The following is a 22,219-nucleotide window of genomic DNA, read 5'->3' as shown; positions in this document are numbered from 1 at the left end:
GGGGCGTGCAAAGGCGCGCCACCGCACCGGACGCCATGGCCTGCCGGGACGCGGAAAGGCGCGCCCCGGCCCCGGCCGTCAGCCGTGCACGCGCGCGGGCGAGCCGGCCTTCTCACGGAAGAAGGCGACGGTGCGGCGCAGGCCCTCGCGGATGTCCACGGTGGGCTCCCAGCCGAGCACCTTCTTCGCCAGCGCGTTGTCCACGCAGGAGCGCATCTGCTCGCCGGGCTTGCCGGGGGCGTACGCCACGGTGGCGGTGGAGCCGGCGGCCTCGGCCAGCAGCGCGTAGAGGCGGTTGATGTCCGTCTCCACGCCGGTGCCGATGTTGATGGCGCCCACGTAGTCCTTCTCGAAGGCGAGCCGGTTGGCGCGAGCCACGTCCGGACCGAAGACGAAGTCACGCGTCTGCTTGCCCTCGCCGAAGATGGTGCAGCCCTGGCCGCCGATCAGCCGCTGGCTGAAGATGGCCACCACGCCGGCCTCGCCATGCGGGTTCTGCCGCGGGCCGTACACGTTGGCGTACCGCAGGGCGACGTACGGCAGGCCGTACTGGGCGCTGTAGTAGCCGAGGTACAGCTCGCCGGCCGCCTTGGAGACACCGTACGGCGACAGCGGCCGCGTCGGGTGGCTCTCCGGCGCGGGGAACACATCCTGCTCGCCGTAGATGGCGCCGCCGGTGGAGCTGAAGATGACCTTCTTCACCCCGGAGACGCGCGCGGCCTCGAGGAGGTTGAGGAAGCCGCGGATGTTGACGTCCGCGTCGAAGCCCGGGTCGTCCACGCTGCGGCGCACGTCCATCTGCGCGGCCAGGTGGCAGAGGACCTGCGGCTTCTCGGCCTTGATGAGCTCCGCGGCCTCGCGGCTGCGAATGTCGTGCACGGCCAGGCGCACGCGCGGGTCCAGGTTCTCCCGCTTGCCGCCGGACAGGTCATCCAACGCGATGACCTCGTGCCCACCTCGCAGGAACTCATCGCACACATGTGAGCCGATGAAACCCGCACCACCTGTCACCAGGACTTTCACGCTTCCTCCCGCCACCCATCCAAGTGGCCGCAGTGTCTACAGGTTCGCAATGCCGTTGACGCCGCGAAACTAGGGCGTACGTGCCCTACCGGCAACCTCCCGGAAATAGGCAATGGTCTCCTTCAGACCTTCTTCCAGGGGCACCTTCGGCTCCCACCCCAGCAGCGTCCGGGCGCGGGTGATGTCCGGCTGGCGCTGCTTCGGATCATCCTTGGGCAGCGGCTTCTCGATGATCTTCCCGCCGCCGCCCGCCGCGAGCCGCACCGCCTCCGCGAACTGGCGGATGGTCATCTCGCGCGGGTTGCCGATGTTCACCGGGTTCGGCTCGTCCGAGAGCATCAGCCGCACCAGCCCGTCCACCAGGTCCTTCACGTAGCAGAACGAGCGCGTCTGGCTGCCGTCCCCGAAGACGGTGAAGTCCTCGCCCTTGAGCGCCTGGCCCACGAAGGCCGGCACCACGCGGCCGTCGTTGAGGCGCATGCGCGGGCCGTAGGTATTGAAGATGCGGACGATGCGCACCTGCACGCCGCGGCTGCGGCCGTAGGCGGCGGTGATGGCCTCCGCGTAGCGCTTGGCCTCGTCGTACACCGAGCGCGGACCAATGGGGTTCACGTTGCCCCAGTAGTCCTCGCGCTGCGGGTGGACGAGCGGATCTCCGTACACCTCGGAGGTGGAGGCCATGAGGAAGACGGCCTTGTTCGCCTCCGCCAGCTTCAGCCCGTTCTCCGTGCCGATGGAGCCCACGCGCAGCGTCTCCAGCGGGAGCTCCGCGTAGTCGATGGGCGACGCGGGCGAGGCCATGTTGAACACGTAGTCGATGGGGCCCTTCACCGGAATCCCCTCGGTGATGTCCGCCTTCACGTACTCGAAGCCCTGGCGCCCGGTGAGGGTGGTGAGGTTCTGCTCGCTCCCGGTGATGAGGCTGTCCACCGCCACCACGGACGCCGCGCCGTCATCCAGGATCCGCTCGCACAGGTGCGAACCGACGAAGCCCGCACCACCGAGGACCACCACCCGCTTCCCACGAAAGCTCTTCACGTCACGCCTCTCTCTCACAGCTCGTCGAAGGTCGCCTGACCCGGGAGCTGGGCCTTGTACTTCTCGAGTACCAGATCGATGCCCTGGCGGATGTACTCGGCCACGGGCACCTTCGTCTTCTGGTTCAGCGCCTTGAGGAGCTCGTTCTGCTCCGGAGTGATGTAGATGGTGGTGCTGACTTTCTTTCGGGCCATGGCGATATGTGAAAATATATGAAGTGACGTGTCGCGCGAAAGCCTCTCGTGCACGCGGCGGGGCCCCGCCGTTCCGTCACATCGGAGTCGCGTATGTCACACAGCAAGAGTTTGTTTTTCCTGGGTTTTCTGGCCGTGGGTGCCCTGGCCGGCTGCGCGGGCGGCAAGTCGGCGGAGCGTGGGGACGGAGCCCAGGGGGGCCAGGACGCGGTGCGGCAGGAGTCGGAGTCCATCCGGCCGGAGCGCTCGGGGGACGAGCGGGTGCAGGAGCAGGACGTCAACGGCGACGGGAAGCCGGACGTGTGGACGTACATGGTGAAGGACCCGGGCACGGGCGACGGCGCCGGGGGCGACCGCAAGGTGCGCCAGGAGCTGGACCTGAACTGGGACGGCCGCGTGGACCTGACGCGCTACTTCGACGCCAGCGGGGAGCAGACGCGCGAGACGCTGGACCTGGACTACGACGGCAAGGTGGACGCCACCTACTTCTTCGAGAAGGGCATCAACACGCGCCGGGAGCGGGACGTCAACGGCGACGGGCGCGCGGACAGCTTCACCTTCTACGAGGGCGGCACGCTGGTGCGCAAGGAGCGCGACACCAACGCCGACAGCAAGGTGGACTACTGGGAGTACTGGGAGCGCGGCCAGGTGGACCGCATCGGCGAAGATTTGGACGGGGACGGGACGGTGGACAAGTGGACCCGCAACCCCAACAACGCGGCCAGCGAGTAGGACGCCGGCCGCGCGCGCCGGGAGCGACTACGGCTTGCTGGTGCCGGTGCGGCCGTACGAGTCCTCCAGCCGCACCACGTCGTCCAGCTCCGGGGTGCTGACCTCGAGGATGTCGCAGTCGGTCAGCGCCACCATGCGGTGCTTGGTGAGCGGCTTGATGTGGTAGCTCTCGCCGGGGTTCATCTCCTTCTCGATGAGCCCGTGGCCTTCGTCGACGACGAAGAGCAGCTTGCCGCTCTGGACGTGGATGGTCTCGTCCTTCTGGTTGTGGAACTGCAGGCTGAGCTTGTGGCCCTGCTTCACGTGCAGCAGCTTGCCCACGTACCGCTCGGTGTGGGCCCAGATGAGCTCGTGGCCCCAGGGCTTCTCCACCCGCCTCGTCGTCGTCATGTTGCTTACCGTCTTCCTCGCCCCGCTCTAGTTCGTGCCGGCCACGAAGGCGTCGAGCTGGGTCTCACGCTTGAAGTCTGACAGATACCGGCTGGCATCGTCCCTGGACGCGAAGCTGCCCATGCGGACGCGATACCACGTGCCCTTCCCGGGCACCTCGGCCGCCAGGATATAGGGGGCATAGCCCTTGTTGCGCAACCGAGCGGCGAAGCGGTCGGCCTCCTGGCGGTCCTGAAAGGCGGAGAGCTGGAGGGTGAAGGCGCCGCCCTTCACGGCCTGGGGCGGCGGCTGTGCGGCGCGTGCGATGGCCTCCTTCAGGCCCCCACCCTCCTTGTTCGTGGTGCGCGTGGGGATGGCCGCCACTTCCACCTTGCCCGACACCGGCACCGCCTTGACCTCGGCCTTGGCGACCTCCGTCTTCGCGGGCTCGGCCTTCACGGGCTCGGGCTTCTGGGCCACGGCGGCGGGAGTCTCCGCGGGCGCGGAGGGGGACTCGGCGGCGACCACCGTCTCCGGCTCCTCGGGCTCCTCCGGGGGCAGCTCGCCGGTGTCGGGGTCCGGCGTGGGGGCGAGCTTCGGGCGCTCGGCGGTGGCGGCGGGCTTCTCCGCGGGCGCGGCGGGCTTCTCCGCGGGCGCGACGGGCTTCGGGGAGGGCTTCGGCGCGGCGGCGACGGCCACGGGCTCGGAGGCGGTCTTCTTCGTCAGCTCGTCCTGGAAGGTGAGCTGCGCGTCCTTCTGCCGCACGTCCTGGAGTGCCTGCGCGTTGGCGTCGAGCGCGGAGAGCAGGTCCGGCGCGGAGGCCGTCTGGACATTGCCCGCCAGCTTCTTGCCGACGACGACGCCCAGCACGAAGACGGCGCCCATGACGACGATGCCTGCAATCAGCAGGCTGACGATCTGCCGGTTGTCCAGGGAGACGTCGAACTTCTCCTTCATCCGGTGGGCGTCACGCATGGCTTGGAAATCCTCGGGCGCGGACGCAGCGGGCCACACGAATCCGTGTTGCGGCCTGTAGCGTCGGCATGGAGGGCAAGGTACGCCCCACCTCCGGGCGGGTCAAATTCGCGGAAGGCGTTCCCGGGGCGCTGTCAACCCGTGGCGAACGCGGGCGGCGCTGGAGGCGAGGAAGCAAGCGGGCCGGGCGGCTCCGCGGGAGGCGCGAGGGGCACCGGCGCGGCCGCCGCCACCGGCGCGGCCACGGACACCGGCGCGGCCACGGACACCGGCGCGGCCGCTGTATCGGGGGGCGGCATGTTGAGCCGCTCGCGCAGCTCCTTGCCGGCGGCGAAGGACAGCGTCCGGCGCTCGGGCACGGAGACGCTCTGCCCCGTCTTCGGGTTGCGGCCCGTGCGCGCGCGGCGGGTGCGGACGGAGAAGACGCCGAAGCCACGCAGCTCGATGCGCTTGCCGGCCACGAGCGCCTTGCACATGCCGTCGAAGACGGCGTGGACGATGGCCTCCACCTCACGTCGGGGGACGTGCGGAGCACGCGCCACGATGCGCTCGATGAGCTCACTCCTCGTCATCGCACACCTCCCTGGAGGGACGAGGGACTCTACAGAAGCAAGACCCGCGAGGACAAACCACCCTCCCTCCAGGGCTAGCGGAGGCGAAGGTCGGCGGGGCCCTCCACCTCCGTCTCCCTGCCGTCCCCGGAGCGCAGCACCACCTCCGCGCCGTCGGGAATCAGGAGGCGCACCGTGCGGCCCAGGGGGACCTCGCGGTCCTCCAGCAGCACGGCGGTGGCGAGGTCGTCCGTCTCGGCCACGGCGAAGCCGTCCTCCACGATGGCCACCAGCCCGCCCTCTCCCAGGGCGCCCGCGTGGATGAAGGGCACGCGCGGGCGCATGGGCGGCGGGGGCAGCGGCTGGCGCGGCCCGTCCTGCTTCGTGTCGGAGCCCAGGTTGCTCAGCCCGTTGGGCGTGAAGAAGGCCACGAAGTACTGGGCGGAGCTGTAGTCGCCCTGGGCCTGCTGCGCGGACGCGGGGGTCACCTGCACATTGGTGTAGCGCGCGGCGACGATGCGCAGCGCGCGGGGCGCCTCCTGCACCTCCCCTGCCTCCCAGCGGCGGGACGGCAGGTTGACGCCGTGGAGCTTCGCCTCGTCGGCCTCGCCCACCTCCAGCGTGTCTCCGTCCTCCAGGAAGCGCAGGCCGCCGCCGAAGTACTCGAGCACGGCGGGGCCGGTGGCGGTGAGCTGCTCCTCCGGCAGGAGCTGCGCGCCCACGGCGACGGGGAGCTTCTCCTTGCCCACCGTGCGCAGCACGGGCGCGCCCGCGGCCAGCAGCCCGGCGATGGGCTTGTCCGAGCGCTCCTTGCACCCGGCGCCGAGGCCCAGGGCGGCGGCCGCGAGCAGGCATCCCACGAGGCGCTGCGCCATGTCCGCCACCCTCCTCGACGACGCGGGGTCAGACGATCCAACCACCGCCGAGCACGCGGTCCTGATGGTAGACCACCGCGGCCTGTCCCGGCGTGACGGCGCGCGCGGGAGCATCCAGCTTCACCGAGACCAGCCCATGCTGCGACACGTGCACGCGGCCCGGAGCCCCGGCGTGGCGGTGGCGGATGCGGACCTCCACGGCCTGCTCGGGCGGGGGCGGCCCGTCCACCCAGTGGGGCTGGAGGAGGCCGAAGTTGTCGCGGCCGGTGCCCTCGGCGGGGCCCACGACGACGCGGTGCGTGTCCGGCTCCAGGCGCTGCACGTAGCGCACCTCGCCGCCGCCCAGGTTGAGGCCCTTGCGCTGGCCCACCGTGAAGCGGTGGATGCCCTGGTGCGTGCCGAGCACGTGGCCCTCGGTGTCGACAATCTCGCCCGAGGGCTGCGGCCCGGCGACCTTCTCCACGAAGCCGGCGTAGTCGCCGTCGGGCACGAAGCAGATCTCCATGCTCTCCGGCTTGTGGCTGGTGACCAGGCCATGGCGCTCGGCGACGGCGCGCACCTCGGCCTTCGTCATGTGGCCCACGGGGAAGACGATGTCGCGCAGCTCGTCCTGGCCGAGCGTGAAGAGGAAGTAGCTCTGGTCCTTCGCGGCATCCACGGCGCGGCGCAGGACGTAGCGGCCGTCCACCTCCTCCACGCGGGCATAGTGGCCGGTGGCCAGGCGGGCGCCGAGCGCGCGGGCGCGCTTGAGCAGGAAGTTGAACTTCACGTCCCGGTTGCAGGCGACGCAGGGGATGGGGGTGCGGCCCCCGAGGTAGGACTGGACGAAGGGGTTGATGACGCGGTCCTGGAAGATCTCCTCCGCGTTGGCCACGTAGAAGGGAATCCCCAGCGTCTGGGCCACGGCCCGGGCGTCATCGATGTCATCCGGGCTGCAGCAGCTCCCGCACTTCGCCTTGCCCTCATAGGACCAGACGCGCAGGGTGATGCCGATGACCTCATGGCCCTGCTCCTTGAGCAGGGCGGCCGCGGCCGAGGAATCCACCCCGCCGCTCATGGCAACGACGACTCGCATGGTGCCCCTTCCTACACGCCCGGACGTCCCGGCGCACGCGGGAGGACGCCCGAGCGGCGCCTTTCCCGACATGCGCCAGAGGGGCATGGGGTGGGAAGCCCGCTCCCCTGCCCCACCGGCACTCAGCGCCCGGACAGGGCCTGCCAGTCCTTGAGCCGGGCCTTCAGCGTCTCCGCCGTGTTCAGGGACGGGTCATCGAGCACCGACTCCAGCAGGAACCGCGTGGCCTCGCCGACGATGGGAGACGGGCCCACGCCCAGGGTGGCCATGATGTCGCCGCCCGTGAGGGCCAGTTCCTTCGCGCTCAGCGGAGGCTTCGCCGCGGCGAGCGCCTCCAGCCGGGTGAAGAGCGCCTCGACCTCTGGCAGCCGGTCCGGCGCGCGGACACCGACGCGGGCCCGGGCCACGGCGATGAGCTGCGGGAGCTGGGGCAGGCCCACGCGGGCGAGGAGCCTGCGCAGCGCGGGGTCGGAGTCCGCCACCCGCTCCTCCAGCTTCGCGTGCTCCACGAGGAGCGCGACGAGGTCTGCGTTCTTGTTGGGGAACTTGAGGCGCAGACCGATGTCCCGGGCCTGGGTGCGGTTCACGAGGTCCGCGAGCAGCACGGCCATGCGGACGTCCACGTCGACGGGCGCGGCCTGCACGGCGGCGCGCGCCCGACGCGCGGCCTCCGCGTCGGCACGGGCCAGCTCGGGGAGGAACACGTCCAGCAGGCCGGTGTCCGCGAGCAGCGCCAGTCCCAGCTCGGCGCGAGGGGTGTTGAGCAGCTTCACCAGCTCGTCGTGGATGCGCTCGAAGGCCACCTTCCGGAAGACGGAGAGCGTGGTGGGAATGGCATCACGGGTCGCCGGGTCCAGCGAGAAGCCGAGCACCGCGGCGAAGCGCACGGCGCGCAGGGAGCGGAGCCCGTCCTCGGAGAAGCGCTCCTGGGCGGACCCCACGCAGCGGATGAGCTGGGCCTTGAGGTCGTCCTGCCCACCGAAGGGGTCCACCAGCTCGCGGTCCACCGGGTTGTAGGCCATGGCGTTCATGGTGAAGTCGCGGCGGGACAGGTCCTTGACGATGTCTCGCTCGAAGGCGACGGAGCTGGGCCGGCGCCCGTCGTGGTAGTCGCCCTCGGAGCGGAACGTCGTCACCTCCACGTGGGTGCCGCCCTGCACGACGGTGACGGTGCCGTGCTGGATGCCGGTGGGGATGACCTTGCGGAAGGCGCGTTGGACTTCCTCGGGCAGCGCGCTGGTCGCCACGTCGAAGTCCTTGGGCGACACCAGGCGCACCATGTCCCGGACGCAGCCGCCGACGAGGTACACGGCATGGCCCAGCTCGCGCAGCCGCGCGATGACTTCGAGCACGGGCTTGGGAATGTCGGCGTTGTGGAGGTTGGCGATCATCGATTCCGCGTTGTAGCGGCGGGACTCGCGCAATCCAAGCCCGGGGCAGCGCGCTCGTGCGCCGCCCCTCGTTCCCGGGTAACAATGCGCGTGAGCCGTGCCGCTCCCGGCACGCGCCGTGCCGAGGTGCGCATGCGAACGCAGCAGAGCCGCTCGCTCGTCTTCCTCCAGCAGCTGGGGCCCGGGGCCCGGAGTGGCTACGCGAACGTCTCCGGACTGGAGGACGTGCTGGCCTCGCTGTACGCCGCGGGACAGCAGGCCTGGCCGGGCGTGTCCCTGGCGGAGGACGACTTCCTGCGGCACCTCGCCGGGTGCGTGCCCCCGGATGAGGACCCTGCCCGGGTGCTCGCCTCCGTGCATGCCGCGGACCTCTACCTGGCCTGTGCCTGCGCGCGAGGCGACCCCGCGGCGCATGCGGCGCTGGAGCGCCACGTGTTTCCCAAGGCCGCCGCCTCCGTGGCGCGGCTGCGGGAGACCGGCGTGGAGCCGGCCGAGGTGTTCCAGCGCCTGCGCGAGCGGCTCCTCGTTCCGGAAGGAGGCCGGCCCCCACGCGTGGCCGAGTACCAGGGCAGCGGTCCGCTCGCGGCCTGGCTGCGGGCGGCGGCGGTGCGCACGGCCCTCAACCTCCAGCGGTCGGAACGCCGGAGGACCCACGCCGAGGAGGAAGCGGAGGCGCTGCCGCTCCCAACCGAAGCGGGCGCGGCGGACGTCGAGCTGGACTACCTGCGAAGAAACCACCGCGAGGACTTCCAGGCGGCGCTCTCCGAGGCCCTCAACGCCCTGCCCGCGCGGGAGCGCACCGTGCTGCGCCTGCACGCCGTGGAGGGACTGAGCCTGGAGCGCATCGGCACCATGTACCAGACGCACAAGTCCACCGTGTCGCGCTGGGTGTCCCGGGCCCGGGAGACCGCGCTGGAGGGGACCCGGCAGCGACTGGTGGAGCGGCTCAAGCTGTCCTCCGGAGAGCTGCACAGCCTGATGCGCGCGCTGAACGGGGAGCTGGACCTGAGCCTCCCTTCCCTGCTGAGCAGGTCCGGGTAGCCGGGGGCGAAAACTTTTTTCGCGGCGGCGTGCAACGCCTCCAGGTGGCCGGTGTCATCCCGGTGAAGGTGAAACCAACCCCCTGGAGGACACACCCCATGCATCACGGAATGAAGCTGGCCCTGGTCGCGCTGACGTTGGTGGGAACCCCTGTGCTGGCGGCGGAAGAGGCGAAGCCGGCCAAGGCCGCCGAGGCCGCGCCCGCCGCCGCCGAGGGGACCATCGTCCTGAAGAAGGGCGGCCAGAAGGACCTGCGCATGCCGGGCATGGTCCGCGTCGCGATTGACGACCCGGAGGTCGCCGACGTCGACGCGCCGGGCAAGGACGTGCTGCGGCTCACCGGCGCCAAGGCCGGGGAGACGGAGCTGCTCGTCTGGTCGGGGAAGGAGAACAAGCGCAGCAGCTTCCACATCGTCGTTCGCGACTGACCCACACGCGGCGGGGGATTCCGGGCTCCCGGCATGGGGGCCTGGATGCTCCCCCACTCAGGCGGCAGACGATGGACGGGCGTCGTGGCGATGCGTCATGCCGCCCCTGGCTTTCCGGCGCCTGTCCGGGCTGCGAAGATTCGACGCGCGCCATGAACCCGTTGCCCCACCCTCCCCTGCCCCCTTGTCCGGACGAGAACCTGCTCGCGGCCTTCGCCACCGGCTCGCTTCCGGGGGCGAAGGTGTCCGGGGTGGAAGCCCACCTCGACAGCTGTGCGGATTGCCGGGCGCTGGTGGCTGCCGTGGCGTCCGAGTCCTCGCTTCCGGGCACGGGCGATTCGGACGAGCCCACGCGGCTGGACACCGGTGCGCCCACGGTGTCGGACGCACGGCCGGACACGGCGCTTCCGCCAGGGACGCAGCTGGGGCCCTACCTGATTCGCGGCGTGCTGGGCATGGGGGGCATGGGCGTGGTGTACGCGGCGGACGACCCGCGGCTGGGGCGGCGGGTGGCGCTCAAGCTGCTGCGGCCGCTGCAAGGTGGTGCGGAGGAAGAAGGCCGGGCGCGGCTGCTCCGGGAAGCCCAGGCGATGGCGCGCCTGTCACATCCCAACGTGCTGCCCATCTTCGAGCTGGGTACGGCGGAGGGACGCGACTTCCTGGCCATGGAGTGGGTGGAAGGCACCACGCTCGGAGACTGGCTCCGCTCGAGTGAGCGTCCCTGGCGCGAGGTGCTGGAGGTGTTCCTCGCGGCGGGCGCGGGGCTCGCCGCCGCGCACCGGGCGGGACTGGTACATCGTGACTTCAAGCCCTCCAACGTCCTGGTGGGGCTCGACGGACGGGTGCGCGTCACGGACTTCGGCCTCGCCAGCCGCGGCACGGAAGAGCAGGACGTCGTGACGTCCGCGGCGAAAGACGAAGCCTCCCCCGCGGAGGCGTCCGCGCTCACACTGCGAGGCCGGGTCCCGGGGACGCCCGCCTACATGTCTCCCGAACAGCGCGCGGGCCACGCCGTGGACGCGCGCAGTGACCAGTACAGCTTCTGTGTCGCGCTCCACGAAGCGCTCCAGGGTGAGCGGCCGCCGGGCCTGCCTGCGTCCTCCCCACGTCGGGCCATTCCTCGGGCAACACCGGCCAGGGACCTGCCAAGGCACGTGCGTGCCGCCCTGGCCCGTGGGCTCGCGAAGGCTCCGGAGGAGCGCTTCCCTTCCATGGATGCGCTGATGGCGGCGCTCTCCCAGCCACCTCCGTCCCGGCTGCGTCGACCGGGAGGCTTCACCGCGGTGTTGGCGGCCGTGGGACTCGGGGTGTTCCTGTGGAAGCAGCCTCCGCGCTCCGAGCCACCTGCCGCACAGGTGCAAGCGGCACCGGTCGCGGAGGAGCGTGGTGACCCGGCGAACACGCTCATCTCGCTGCGCGAGGGTCAGGTGAAGGACCTGCCCGTTCCCAAGCTCCAGCGCATCGCGGTGGGTGACCCGGAGACCGTGGAGGTGGAGATCCTGGACGGCGACGTGCTGCGCCTGACGGGAAGGTCCGCAGGCACCACGAACCTCGTGACGTGGACCCGTGAGGACGGGGAGATGCGGCTCTACACCCTGTCCGTCACCGCGCGCTGACGTCAGCGCCCGCCTGCCACGGGAACAGGGCTCGACGCTCGGCGATGGGCCCTGCGTGCTGGAGCCCCTCCCCACCAGGCAGGGGAGCGTCACGCTTCGCTCGCTTCGGGGTATCCTTCCGGAGCAACGATGGCCCTCCGGTTCGCGCGCGGTGCGCTCTGGCTTCTCCCCCTGGCGCTCATGACGGTTGCCCATGCGGGCACACCGTCCGCTCGCGGCTCTCGCGTCATCGAGGGCATCGCTGTCGCGAGCACGGGGCCCGTGGCCTCGGTGAAGGTCCGCGCCACCCATGGAGGGCGCGTCGTCACCACCCGCACCGACGCGCACGGGCACTTCGTGCTCCGCGGCCTGTCCGACGGCTGGTGGACCCTGACCGCGTCCCGAGGCTCCGAGGTGGGAGAAGTCCAGGCAGCGCCAGGGGTCATGGAGCCGCGCTACGTGGTGCTGGAATTGGGCCTGCCCAGGACCGTGCGCGGCGTCGTGCGCACGGAGTCGGGCCTGCCCGTGCTCGGGGCCCGGGTGGAGGCGGGCCTCCAGGGCGTGGACGGCCTGCGAAACCCCCGCGAGTACCGCACCGCCAGCAATGGGCGGTTCGAGCTTGCGGTGACGGGCCTCTCTCCCATCGCGGTCCAGGTCAGCGCTCCAGGGTTCCTTCGCCAGCAAGTCACCGAGGCGTCGTCCACCGGGGAATGGGACGTGGTGCTCAAGAGCGCGGTGGAGCTGCGCGGCAGGGTCACCGATGGCCGAGGCACGCCGGTGATGGGCGTCCGGGTGCGTCTCAAGCGGTATGGGCAGACGTCGTTCTCCAGGACCTCCTCCGGCCGTGACTCGCTCGCCACCCTGACGGAGGGTGACGGCACCTTCGCCATTGGAGGGCTCCAGCCAGGCCGGTACAGCTTCCTGCTCGAGCATCGGGCCCACGCCTCTCTCAGCGGAGACGTGGAGGTCCCCACCTCCGAGGTCCGCTGGACGCTCCCGGACGGCATCCGCGTCTCCACCACCGTCACGGGGCCGCGTGGTGCGCCCACGCCTGCCACGGTGTCCTTCTCCGGACCGCTGGAGGACCCGGCCTTCTCCCCCTCGGAGCGAACCGTCGAGACCGACGCCGCGGGAGGCGCGGTGCTCGAGGGCCTCGTGCCCGGGACCTACCAGGTGACGGCGAGCCTGGGGGCTCGTGCGGAGGAGCGGTCCCTATCCCGCAGGGTCCAGGTCTCCGCTGGCGAGCCTGCCCTGACGCTGGACTTCCGGAACCCCCACCCGCTCCGAGGGCGTGTCGTCGACGCGCGCGGGCGGCCCGTGCGAGGCGTACGGCTGTCACTCCGCCACGAGGACGCGCAGAGGGCGACGGGCTTCTCGGTGACGGGCCGGAGCATCGACGGCACCTTCAGCTTCGACAGCCTTCCTGAAGGAGCGCTGACGGTGGTGGCCCGGAAGGAGGGCTACGAGCCCGTCTCCACCGAGGTCCGGGTCCCCGCTTCGGCACCGCTCCGCCTGGTGCTGAAACGGCACCGGAGCGTCCCGGTCTCTGGCCGTGTGGTGGATGCGCGGGGCCGGCCCATTCGCTCGTTCAGCGTGAACGGCACCCAGAAACGGCACGCGGCGGGCCGCTTCTCGATGCCGGTGCCGCCGGGCGCGGAGGCGGTCGTGCTTCGCATCTCCGCGGATGGCTTCGCCCCCAGGCTGCTGACCCTGGATCCGCGGGCCCCGGCGTCGCGGAAACTGGGGGCCGTCCGGCTCGACAAGGGCAGGACGCTCAAGGGGCGCGTGGAGACCCCGGAAGGCTGGGAGCTTGCCGGAGTGCCGGTCCGGTGCAGATGGCCCGGCGCGCCGACCCACCGGGACCCGAGTGCCTGCCACGGCGAGACGCTTCCGGATGGGAGCCTCTACCTCGTCCACGTGCCGGCGGAGCCTGTCGTCCTCGAGCTGGATCCCCCGGACTGGCCGCTGACACGGCTCCTCGTGCCCGAGGGCGTCACGGAAGCACGAGTACGCATGCCTCATGGGTTGACGGTGCGAGGCACCGTCAAGGACGCGCGCGGGCTCCCCCTGGAGGACGGCGACGTGCGCGTGGAGGTGAAGGGGGAGGCGCACTTCGCCCCCATCCGTCCCGACGGGACGTACGTCATCCGGGTAGCGCCAGGGCGCGGCTCCATCCAGGTCGTCAACCAGCGGGGCGAGCCGACGACCTTCGAGGGCGCGGAAGGACAGACGGCCCGGGTGGACCTGCTGGTGCGGAGCGATTCCTGACAGGCCCCGAGCTCGGTGTTCCGCAGGGCATGGCCAGTTCCGTATGAAGCAATCCCCCGCGCATCACGGAGGACGTCCTCGAGCGGTTCGAGGCCCCGGCCAGCGCCGGAGCCTCGTCCCCGCCGTCACCCGAGTTCCTGCAGCAGCTCCAGCTCGGAAAGCGCCGCGACGGTGCTGCCGCTCGCCGCGGTCACCAGCAGCCGGTAGTGGGTGTAGTGGGCCCGGTTCTGCGCGGGCACGGTGAAGGACTGTGTCTGGGCCTGGCTGGACCAGGTGACACCCGAGCGGCTGTCCAGCGTCGTCCACGTCACCCCGTCGTTGGAACCCTGGAAGTGCCAGGCCGACGGGTCCTGGTCGTTCCAGCCGTCACCCCGGTTGGTGATGCGGTAGGCGTACACCTTCGCGCTCGCCGGCAGCTGGCGCTGTACCCACTGTGGGAACGGGCCGCCGTTGGAGGCCCAGATGCTCCCCCAGCCGAAGTTGGTCGTGCTCTGGTCGAAGGCCATGTAGCCCGCGTGGGCGCCGTCCCACTCCGACGAGGCCGTGACGGCGTGCCCGGCCGGCGTGCTGCCGCTCGACATGGCGGGCAGGGACTGGCGGGACTCGAAGACAGGGCCCGGGTTGGTGGACGTCAGGGAGACGGACGCCTCATAGACAATCGGAGAGGCATACCCAGACGTGTAATAGATCCTGACCTTGCTCGACACCACGGTGGGGAACGTCACCGTCCTGCTCGCGCCGATGGTCGTCCCCGTATAGGCCGTGGACCAGCCACTCCCGTTCCAGTACTCGATGCGGTAGCCGCTCGTCCGGTCCCCGAACTCGGAGAGGGTCATGGTGTTGAACGCGGTCCTCACACCGAAGTCCACGGCGAGCCAGGTGCCCGCCATGCTGGCGCCGCGGCCCTGCCAGTTGGTGTAGGGGTCACCGTCGAAGGCCTTGTCGGCCGTCTGGTTGGCATCCCAGTTCGTCGAGCTGGAGTAGGACTCGTACCGGGCCAGGTTCGTCTCCTGGGACGGAGCGCTGTTCAGGCTCCACTCGAAGATGATGGGGGTGCTGACCCCGGCGGTGAAGTAGAGGCGCGCCTTTCGCCCGGTCACCGGCGCGAACGAGACGGTGCTCGACGCGCCAATGCTCGCTCCGGTGTACGCGGTCCGCCACGTCGTGCCGTTGAGGTACTCGATGCGGTAGCCCTGGGTCCTGTCTCCGTACTCGCTCATCGTCGCCTGGCTGAACGTGGTGTCCCTGCCGAAGTCCACTTCGAGCCACTGCCCGGCGAACATCCCAGGCGCTGACTGCCACACCGTCCCGTGGGTCCCGTCGAACGCCTTGTTCGCCGTCATGGTCGAATCCCAGCTCGACGAGCTGGAATACCGCAGGACCTCGGAGACGGCCTCGATACGGTCGGTCCCCTTCTGGAGCGTCGGCGTCAACCAGCCGCCCTCGTCGAACTCGTTCCACGCGTACATCAGGACCGCGTTGGCGTCGGAGGACGCCGGGTTCGCCGAAATCCAGTTGAGGGCGTTCTGGAGGTTGGTGGCGACCTCGGCGGCCGTCGCCTGCTGCGCCCAGGCGTTGGCGGGAGGCACGGGGTTGAGGAAGGATGCGGGCCGCTCGTTCCTGGGCCGGTTGTCCATCCCCACGGTGACCCACGGGATGACCTTCTTCCCCGTCGCGGCGTGGGCGTTCCACTTGCTTTGGTTGTCCGCGATGACGCTCGAGTAGGGCACGCCGTCCCAAGGACTGGTCAGGTACGCGCTGATGGCATCCGCTCCAGCCTGGTTCGCGACCTGGGCCGCCGCCGCCGAGTCGTAGTGCATCACCACGACATAGGGCGCCGGCATCCCCGCGGCCGCCGCGCCCTGGCGGAGCCGGGCGAGGAGGTCCTGCGTATTCGCGCCGAGGCCGAAGACGTAGACGAGCGGCCGCCCGTCCAGGACCCGCTGATAGTAGCTCTTCCCCCAGTCCGCGAGGATCGACTCGACGGAGCCGGCCGGGTACTCGGAGACGCCGATGATGTAGGCGAACTTGAGGTTGCCGCGCTGGGTGCTGGACTTGTACAGGTTGCGGGCGATGTCGAAGCCCTCGCCGTCCGGGTACCAGCAGAACGCCCAGTAATCGAGGCCGGCCCGGTTGGCGTAGGCGATGTCCTGGTCCATCTGCGCCTGTGTCAGCTGGCGTATCTGCACCGTGTCGGGCCCCGTCCTCACGGCGTAGAACGGGAGCCGGTCGCTCCACTTGCTCGGCCCGAGCGTGTATTCGTTCTCGAGCCCATAGGGATGCCGGTCTCCGACCCAGGTGTCCCAGCGGATGGCGCCCACCGCCGCGCCGGGGGTATTTCCGGCGTCAGCCGTCAATGGCGCCAGCGTGCTCGCCAGACATGTCGCCGCGAAGAGGAGCCTCGCCGACCAGCGTCCTGCACATCCCGGGTTCTGCCTCTGTGACATGGGGGGACTCTTCCTTTGGGAGCACGGAGGTGGCTCCGCTCTGGAGTCACCGGGCGCGGGGAAAAGTCGCATCCGCCCCGCCCGGGCATGCGACAATTTCCACCGGCGGGTGACTCCCTGAAGGAATGGCCTCGGGAGGCCTCGTCATGGGTGGAATCACCAGCGGGGCGCGGTGGACCGCGCTCCTCGGCAGTCTCGTCCTCGGTCTGGGCGGCGTCCTGGCGCCGCTCGACGCCGCGGCGCAGTGGCTCGAGGCTCCGGGCGTCTCGTTCGACCTGCCCGCCACGGACATCGTCAACCGCTCCAACGTCGCGTTTCTCGTCTTCGGCGGGAGCTGCTCGAACGCGGAAGAGGCGGTGGCCGTCACCGGCCCTGGCGGCTTCTCCGCCACCGCGCAGTGCCAGGCCATTGGCCGCTGGGAGCTCTCCAACGTCAGCCTGACCCAGCAGGGCGAGGGGCTGTTGACGTTCACCGCCACGCACGCGCTCACGGCGACCGCCTCGCGCACGCTGCGCAAGGACACGGTGGCGCCCCAGCTCACGCTCCAGCAGCCCGCTTTCGGCTCGACCATCGACGCCTCGAACCACCAGGCGGTGCTGGTGCGTGGCACGTGTGGTGAGCTCAGCCAGCCGGTGACGGTGCGCGCCCGGCCCGCGGCCTCCCCCACCCCTTCCGTCGAAAAGCAGCTCACCTGCCTCGGCTCGCGCTCCTACTCCACCACGCTGGACGTCAGCGGCCTGCCGGACGGGGACATCCAGTTCCTCGTCCAGCATCGGGACACGGCGGGCAACACCGCCCAGCAGGACATCATCCTCTTCAAGGACACCGTCCAGCTCGAGGTGACGATGGCCTCCCTGGGGGGCTACATCCCGGCCGCCCGGAGCGCGAGCCTCCAGCCCGGGGGCACCTGCAACAAGCCGGGCGAGGCGCTGTACCTCGACGTGACGGGCCCCAGCGGCCATGCGGTCTCGCTCTTCACCCTGTGCGGCTGGGACGGGGCCTGGTCCTTCTCCAACGTCAGCGTGACGGATGCGCCGGACGGGGAGCTCACCTTCACGGCGACCCTTGTCTCCTCCCTCACCGGCGCCTCGGCGAGCACGCAGCAGACGGCCCTCAAGGACGTGGTGCCCCCCGTCGTCACGGTGCTCACGCCCGCGCCCGGAGCCCGCGTGACGTCCGCGACCGGCACGGCGCTGCAGGTCTCCGGCACCTGCAGCGAGGCCACCCCCGTCTCCGTCGCCACCGCCGGGGGGACGCCCGTGGAGACGCCGTGCCAGGCGGGGACCTTCAGCGTGCTGTATGAGCTGGGGGACTTCGCGGACGGGGACGTCGCCTTCCGCGTGGCCCAGGCGGACCTCGCCGGCAACACCGCCCGCCAGGACTTCTCGCTGCACAAGGACACTCAGCCTGCCTCGGTGAGCGTCCTGTCCCCGCTCCCGGGCGCCTACGTCAACGTGGCCACGGCGCCGGCCTTCCTCTTCACGGGCACCTGCTCCGAACATGGCGAGTTCGCCGAGCCGGTGTGGCTCGAGGGCGCTGTCTCCGCTGTCGCGCTGTGCGTGGCGGGCAACTGGAGCGTGATGCTGAGCCTCACCGAGCTGCCGGAAGGCCCGCTGCAGGTGCGCGTCTCGCACCAGGACACCGCCGGCAATCCGCCCGCCGAGGTGCTGCTCACGCTCGTGAAGGACGTCACGCCTCCGACGCTCCAGCTCACCTCGCCCTCGCCTTTGCCCGGTCAGCCGCAGGTGCTGGTGAACGCCGCCAACGTCGACACGGTGAAGCTCCTCGGGACGTGCTCGGAGCACGGCCAGGTGCTCACGGTGTCGGGCGCGGTGACGGGAACAGCGCTCTGCCAGGATGGAACCTTCGAGTACACACCCGCGCTGCGCGGCGCCGCGGATGGCGACGTCCTCCTCCACCTCACGCTCACGGACGCGGCGGGCAACAGCGCGACGCAGAGCCTGGGCCTCTACAAGGACACGCTGCCCCCCAATCTCACCCTGGCCGGTGGCGACCCGTTGCCCCTCACCGCCACCACCGCGCCCGACCTGCTGCTGACGGGCGCATGCTCCGAGCACGGGGCGTTCGCGGCCCCGGTCCGCGTCGTGGCTCCGGTGGCGGCGAGCGCCGCCTGCAACTCCGGCACGTGGTCGTTGAAGGTGAGCCTCACCGAGCTCTCGGACGGAACCGGCACGCTCCAGCTGGAGCACACGGACCGGGCGGGCAACGTCGCCCGGTTGTCGCGCGCCTACCTCAAGGACACGGTGCCGCCGATGCTGTCCCTCACCGCGCCGGGGCCGGGCTTCTACATCAACGCCAGCACCGTGACGTCCGTGCGCGTCGCCGGCACGTGCAACGAGCAGGGCCGCGCCGTGGAGATTTCAGGCCCGGTGAGCGCGACGGCCCCGTGCTCCGGCGGCGGGTTCAGCACGTATGTGAACCTGACCGGCGCGCCGGAAGGCGATGTCACCCTCCGGACGCGGCTCACCGACGCCGTGGGCAACGAGACGGTGCAGGACGTGCGCGTCCTCAAGGACACGGTGCTGCCCACGCTGGCACTGACCAACGTGGGGGACCCCCTCATCCTCAACGCGGCCAGCACGGGGGAGCTGTACCTGCTGGGCACCTGCTCCGAGCACTCGAGCGGCGTGAAGCTGACCTCCCCCGTGGCTGCCACCGCCGCGTGCACGGGGGCCACGTGGTCCCTGCTGGTGAGCCTCGGCAACCTGCCCGACGGAACCGGCAGCCTCGCGCTGGAGCACCGGGACGTGGCCGGCAACGTCACCAGGCTGTACCGCTCCTATCGCAAGGACACGGTGGCCCCGGCCCTCGCCCTGACGCGCCCCGCCCCCGGTGACTACATCAACGCGGCCACGGTGCAGGCCGTGCCGGTGTCGGGGACCTGCAGCGAGAATGGCCGGGCCGTGGAGGTCACCCACCCGGTGGCGGCCAGCGCCTCCTGCTCCGCCGGCAAGTTCACGCTCGCGGTGGACCTGCGCAACGTGCCCGACGGCAGCGTGTCCCTGCGCACGCGGCTGACGGACGCGGCGGGCAACGAGACGCGCCAGGACGCCATCGTGCTCAAGGACACCGTCCTGCCCACGCTGACCCTGGCCAACGCCGGCACCCTGGAGGTGCCGAACGCGCCGGGCACGGCCCTCGTCCTCTCCGGCGCGTGCTCGGAGACAGACCCGGCCTGGCCCGTGTTACTGGCCTCGCCCGTGACGGGCAGCGCGGCCTGCAACGGCGGCGCATGGTCCCTCCAGGTCGACTCGGGCTCGCTGCCCGAGGGTGAAGGCTCGCTGCGATTCACGCACACGGATGTCGCGGGCAACACGGCGCAGCTGGTGCGCGCCTACCTGAAGGCGCCGCCGGTGCCGGTGCTCACCCTGGCGAACGTGGCCTCGGGCGGACACCTCCCGGCGAAGCCCCAGCTCACGGGCACGTGCAGCGAGAAGGGCCGGGCCGTGGAGCTGCTCTCCCCCGTCACCCTGTCCGCCACCTGCTCGACCGGTGGGACGTACGCCCTGAGCCCCGTGCTGACCTCCCTTCCGGACGGGCCGGTGACGCTGCGCCTGCGTCACACGAATGCCCTGGGCCGGAGTACCGAGCTGGAGCTGGCGGTGACCAAGGACTCCGTCGTGCCCACCGTCGTGCTCACCCAGCCGGTGGGAACGGACCTCGGGCAGAGCACGGCCATCGCCCTGGCGGGGACCTGCTCGGAACCGGGCCGCCCGGTCCTCTTCAAGAATGCCGTCTCGGGAGAGGTGGCGTGCACGCAGGCGAAGACCTTCGCCGTCACGCTCCCGCTGACCCTCTGGGGCCTGTTCACCGTCGACGTCGAACACCGGGATGCCGCGGGCAACCTGGCCACCGCGCGGCGCACCTTCGAGCGGTGCCAGTACCCGGCTCGGGTGTCCCAGCCGCAGGTGGCGGGCACGGGCACCCTCGTGCGCGCGGACTTCAACGCCGATGGCGTGGGGGACGTGGCCCAGCTGCTCCTCACGACCAGCACTGAAGGGGTTCGGGTCTACCTGGGACGCGCCGCCCCGCCGCCCGGCACCTCCAGCTTCGAGGCGCCCGTGTTGCTCCCCACCACCTCGCCGAACTGGCTGCACAACGCCTCGCTCACCGTCGCCGACTTCAACGCTGACGGCGCGCTCGACATCCTGGTGACGGGACGCTCCTCGGGTCCGTACGCAGGCGCCAGCCTGTTCACCGGGCGGCTGGTGAACGGGCGGCCCTCCGGAACCTTCAACGCGGCCGCCCTCTTCCCCGAGCTCGGCGCGTCGTTCGCCGAGGTGCTCGCGACCGACATCAACGACGATGCCCTCCTGGATGCCGTCCTGGTCCAGCCCGAGACAGGCGTGAGCGTCGCGTATGCGCGCCAGGCCTGTGGTCCGGGCGTCGCCTTCGAAGCGCCGGTCATCGTTCATCAGAGTCCCGCCACGGAGAACGGCTTCCCCCTGCGCTACGAGGGAATGACCGTGGCGGACATGAACGGTGACGGGCGCTCGGACATCGTCGTCGCCGGCTTCTATGGCACCCTCGACGTCCTGCTGCGAACGAGCACCGTGGGCGCCCCCGTCTTCCAGCGCATCCTGGCGGGCCGCCCGGAGCAGGCCTTCCACGGGATGAAGAGGGTCATCGCCTCCGACCTCAACGGCGACGGGCGGATGGACCTCGCGGCCACGGCCCGCTTCGGTGACTCGTCCGTCATGGTGACGTATGGCCTCGGCGCGGGGGCCTTCACGCCCCTGAAGAAGTACCCGGTGGGCGACTTCCCGGTGGACCTCACCGCCGCGGATGTCGATGCGGACGGCAGGAGGGACCTGGCCGTGGGCAGCAACGCGGGCGTCACCCTCCTCCCCGGCCAGCCGAGCACCGAGCCGGGGGGCTCCGCCTTCGGCCCGGCGCGGGGCATGTCCACCGACAGGGACGTCGACGGGCTCGTGATGATGGACGTCAACGCCGACGGCATCCTCGATGTCGTGACGAATGAAGGCGGCGGGTCCCTGCTGGGCACCTATCCCCGGAGCACGGCCGCGCTCGAGCCCACGCCCTTCCATGCTCCCACCGTCTACGGTGCGCCGAACGAGAAGATGTGGCACGTGGCCTCCGCGGACTTCGACGCGGACGGCATCCTGGACCTGGCGACGACCAGCGCCCAGGGCTTGGGCATCCTGCGCGGCGGGGGCACCGGGGGTGTGGGCAATGGCACCTTCTCGCCGCTGGTGAAGTACCCCGGCTTCGAGGCGTACCGGCTCTTCACCGCCGACTTCAACGAGGATGGCGCCACCGACATCGCGGGGCTGGGCGAGTCGTCGGTGGGCATCTTCCTGGCCAACCGCTCCGGCGGCGTGGCGAACGGAACCTTCGCGGCGCCCGGCGTCTACTCCCTGGGAGGCCTGGAGTCGAACTTCGCCACCCGTGCCATGCGGCAGCTGTCCGTCGCCGACCTGGACGCGGATGGCGTGCTCGACCTCGTGGCCGGGTACGAGTTCTACACCTCGGGGGTTGGCCACACGACGACGCTGTCGGTCCACTACGGTCAGGGCGCGGCGGGCCGGGGCCATGGCACGTTCGAGCCGGTGCGGCTGGTGCCGCTGCCGGTGGAGGCGACCCAGTTCCTCGTCCGGGACTTCAACTCGGACGGACGGGCCGACCTGGCCCTCTCGGTGTACTTCCATGACCCGACGCTGAAGAGGTACCGCTACGAGGTCCAGGTCCTCTTCGGCACCGGCAACCGTGCCGCTCCATTCGGCGCCCCCACCATCTACCCCTTGCAGTCCGGCCCGAATTCAATGGTCGCGGGCGACTTCAATGCCGATGGCGTCCTCGACCTCCTGCCCCAGACCCTCCTGGTGATGTCCCCCGGCGTCGTGCTGCTGGGCACTCCGGCGGGGACCTTCACGCCCTCGGAGTTCAAGGTGGGCAGCCCGCTGGGCGAGGCGCCCGTGGCCGAAGACTACGACCAGGATGGGGCGCTCGACGTCGTCGTGATGACGAATGGCCAGCTCGGCCTGCTGCGACGCACTTCGGGGCCACTGGGGGAGCGGCTCGCGTCGAACTTCATCTACCCGTCCTCGAGCACCTTCGAGCTGGGCTTCACCGTGAAGGACTTCAACGAGGACGGGCGGCTGGACGTCGCCTTCACCAGCGGCGGCGTCCACGTGATGCTCGGCCGCCCCTGATTCACCCATCTCGTTTCATCCAG

General features: G+C 70.9%; 16 protein-coding genes. 6 read left to right on the top strand and 10 right to left on the bottom strand.

Translation table 11 applies throughout. The annotated features are described in order from the left end of the window. Nucleotides 1–78: 78 nt before the first annotated feature. The 3 genes from ACX9TP_RS21460 to ACX9TP_RS21450 form a co-directional block, all read right to left on the bottom strand. Entirely contained in the window at nt 79–1,023 is a 945-nt protein-coding gene (locus tag ACX9TP_RS21460) for an NAD-dependent epimerase/dehydratase family protein (RefSeq protein ID WP_482981586.1), read from the bottom strand. Between the two features lie 69 nt (nt 1,024–1,092). Then, nucleotides 1,093–2,061: a UDP-glucuronic acid decarboxylase family protein gene (locus ACX9TP_RS21455; RefSeq protein ID WP_482981585.1), complete on the bottom strand. Its 969-nt coding sequence runs from the start codon at nt 2,059–2,061 to the stop codon at nt 1,093–1,095. Between the two features lie 14 nt (nt 2,062–2,075). Continuing rightward, complete coding sequence (locus ACX9TP_RS21450) at nt 2,076–2,255, bottom strand: ribbon-helix-helix domain-containing protein (RefSeq protein ID WP_465839585.1); 180 nt, start codon at nt 2,253–2,255, stop codon at nt 2,076–2,078. A gap of 93 nt (nt 2,256–2,348) precedes the next feature. Between ACX9TP_RS21450 and ACX9TP_RS21445 the strand changes: the two genes are divergently transcribed. Then, entirely contained in the window at nt 2,349–2,987 is a 639-nt protein-coding gene (locus ACX9TP_RS21445; RefSeq protein ID WP_482981584.1) for a hypothetical protein, read from the top strand. Nucleotides 2,988–3,014: 27 nt separating this feature from the next. On the opposite strand, the gene ACX9TP_RS21440 is transcribed toward ACX9TP_RS21445, so the two are convergent. The 6 genes from ACX9TP_RS21440 to ACX9TP_RS21415 all read right to left on the bottom strand — a co-directional run bounded on the left by ACX9TP_RS21440 (nt 3,015) and on the right by ACX9TP_RS21415 (nt 8,223). After that, a complete protein-coding gene (locus tag ACX9TP_RS21440) occupies nt 3,015–3,377 on the bottom strand; it encodes a cupin domain-containing protein (RefSeq protein ID WP_482981583.1) in 363 nt (120 codons plus the stop codon). Between the two features lie 27 nt (nt 3,378–3,404). Further along, nucleotides 3,405–4,331 carry an SPOR domain-containing protein gene (locus tag ACX9TP_RS21435; RefSeq protein ID WP_482981582.1) on the bottom strand — a complete coding sequence of 309 codons (927 nt, stop codon included), beginning with the start codon at nt 4,329–4,331 and terminating at the stop codon, nt 3,405–3,407. 134 nt (nt 4,332–4,465) lie between these two features. Continuing rightward, nucleotides 4,466–4,903 carry an integration host factor subunit beta gene (locus tag ACX9TP_RS21430; RefSeq protein WP_482981581.1) on the bottom strand — a complete coding sequence of 146 codons (438 nt, stop codon included), beginning with the start codon at nt 4,901–4,903 and terminating at the stop codon, nt 4,466–4,468. Nucleotides 4,904–4,977: 74 nt separating this feature from the next. Then, the gene (locus tag ACX9TP_RS21425; protein WP_482981580.1) at nt 4,978–5,757 is read right to left on the bottom strand and encodes a hypothetical protein; all 780 of its coding nucleotides are present in this window, start codon (nt 5,755–5,757) and stop codon (nt 4,978–4,980) included. Between the two features lie 28 nt (nt 5,758–5,785). Beyond that, a complete protein-coding gene (gene mnmA, locus ACX9TP_RS21420) occupies nt 5,786–6,832 on the bottom strand; it encodes a tRNA 2-thiouridine(34) synthase MnmA (RefSeq protein ID WP_482981579.1) in 1,047 nt (348 codons plus the stop codon). Nucleotides 6,833–6,954: 122 nt separating this feature from the next. After that, nucleotides 6,955–8,223, bottom strand: a complete 1,269-nt coding sequence (locus ACX9TP_RS21415; RefSeq protein ID WP_482981578.1) for a CCA tRNA nucleotidyltransferase — start codon at nt 8,221–8,223, stop codon at nt 6,955–6,957. A gap of 132 nt (nt 8,224–8,355) precedes the next feature. Between ACX9TP_RS21415 and ACX9TP_RS21410 the strand changes: the two genes are divergently transcribed. From ACX9TP_RS21410 to ACX9TP_RS21395, 4 genes are all read left to right on the top strand, one after another. Beyond that, nucleotides 8,356–9,264 (top strand): sigma-70 family RNA polymerase sigma factor, encoded by a 909-nt coding sequence (locus ACX9TP_RS21410; protein WP_482981577.1) that lies wholly within the window; start codon nt 8,356–8,358, stop codon nt 9,262–9,264. 98 nt (nt 9,265–9,362) lie between these two features. Next, nucleotides 9,363–9,692, top strand: coding sequence for a pilus assembly protein N-terminal domain-containing protein (locus ACX9TP_RS21405; protein ID WP_482981576.1), 330 nt, complete (start codon nt 9,363–9,365; stop codon nt 9,690–9,692). Nucleotides 9,693–9,844: 152 nt separating this feature from the next. Continuing rightward, nucleotides 9,845–11,308: a protein kinase domain-containing protein gene (locus ACX9TP_RS21400; RefSeq protein ID WP_482981575.1), complete on the top strand. Its 1,464-nt coding sequence runs from the start codon at nt 9,845–9,847 to the stop codon at nt 11,306–11,308. A 129-nt stretch (nt 11,309–11,437) separates the two neighbouring features. Continuing rightward, nucleotides 11,438–13,555, top strand: coding sequence for a carboxypeptidase regulatory-like domain-containing protein (locus tag ACX9TP_RS21395; RefSeq protein WP_482981574.1), 2,118 nt, complete (start codon nt 11,438–11,440; stop codon nt 13,553–13,555). 125 nt (nt 13,556–13,680) lie between these two features. On the opposite strand, the gene ACX9TP_RS21390 is transcribed toward ACX9TP_RS21395, so the two are convergent. Beyond that, the gene (locus ACX9TP_RS21390) at nt 13,681–16,002 is read right to left on the bottom strand and encodes a discoidin domain-containing protein (protein WP_482981573.1); all 2,322 of its coding nucleotides are present in this window, start codon (nt 16,000–16,002) and stop codon (nt 13,681–13,683) included. Nucleotides 16,003–16,148: 146 nt separating this feature from the next. On the opposite strand from ACX9TP_RS21390, the gene ACX9TP_RS21385 reads away from it, so the two are divergent. After that, complete coding sequence (locus tag ACX9TP_RS21385) at nt 16,149–22,196, top strand: FG-GAP repeat domain-containing protein (protein ID WP_482981572.1); 6,048 nt, start codon at nt 16,149–16,151, stop codon at nt 22,194–22,196. Nucleotides 22,197–22,219: the final 23 nt, after the last annotated feature.

This window comes from Pyxidicoccus sp. M15, from assembly GCF_056858435.1.
Note: the sequence above shows the minus strand (reverse complement) of the source record. Positions and strands in the feature narration are given on the sequence as shown.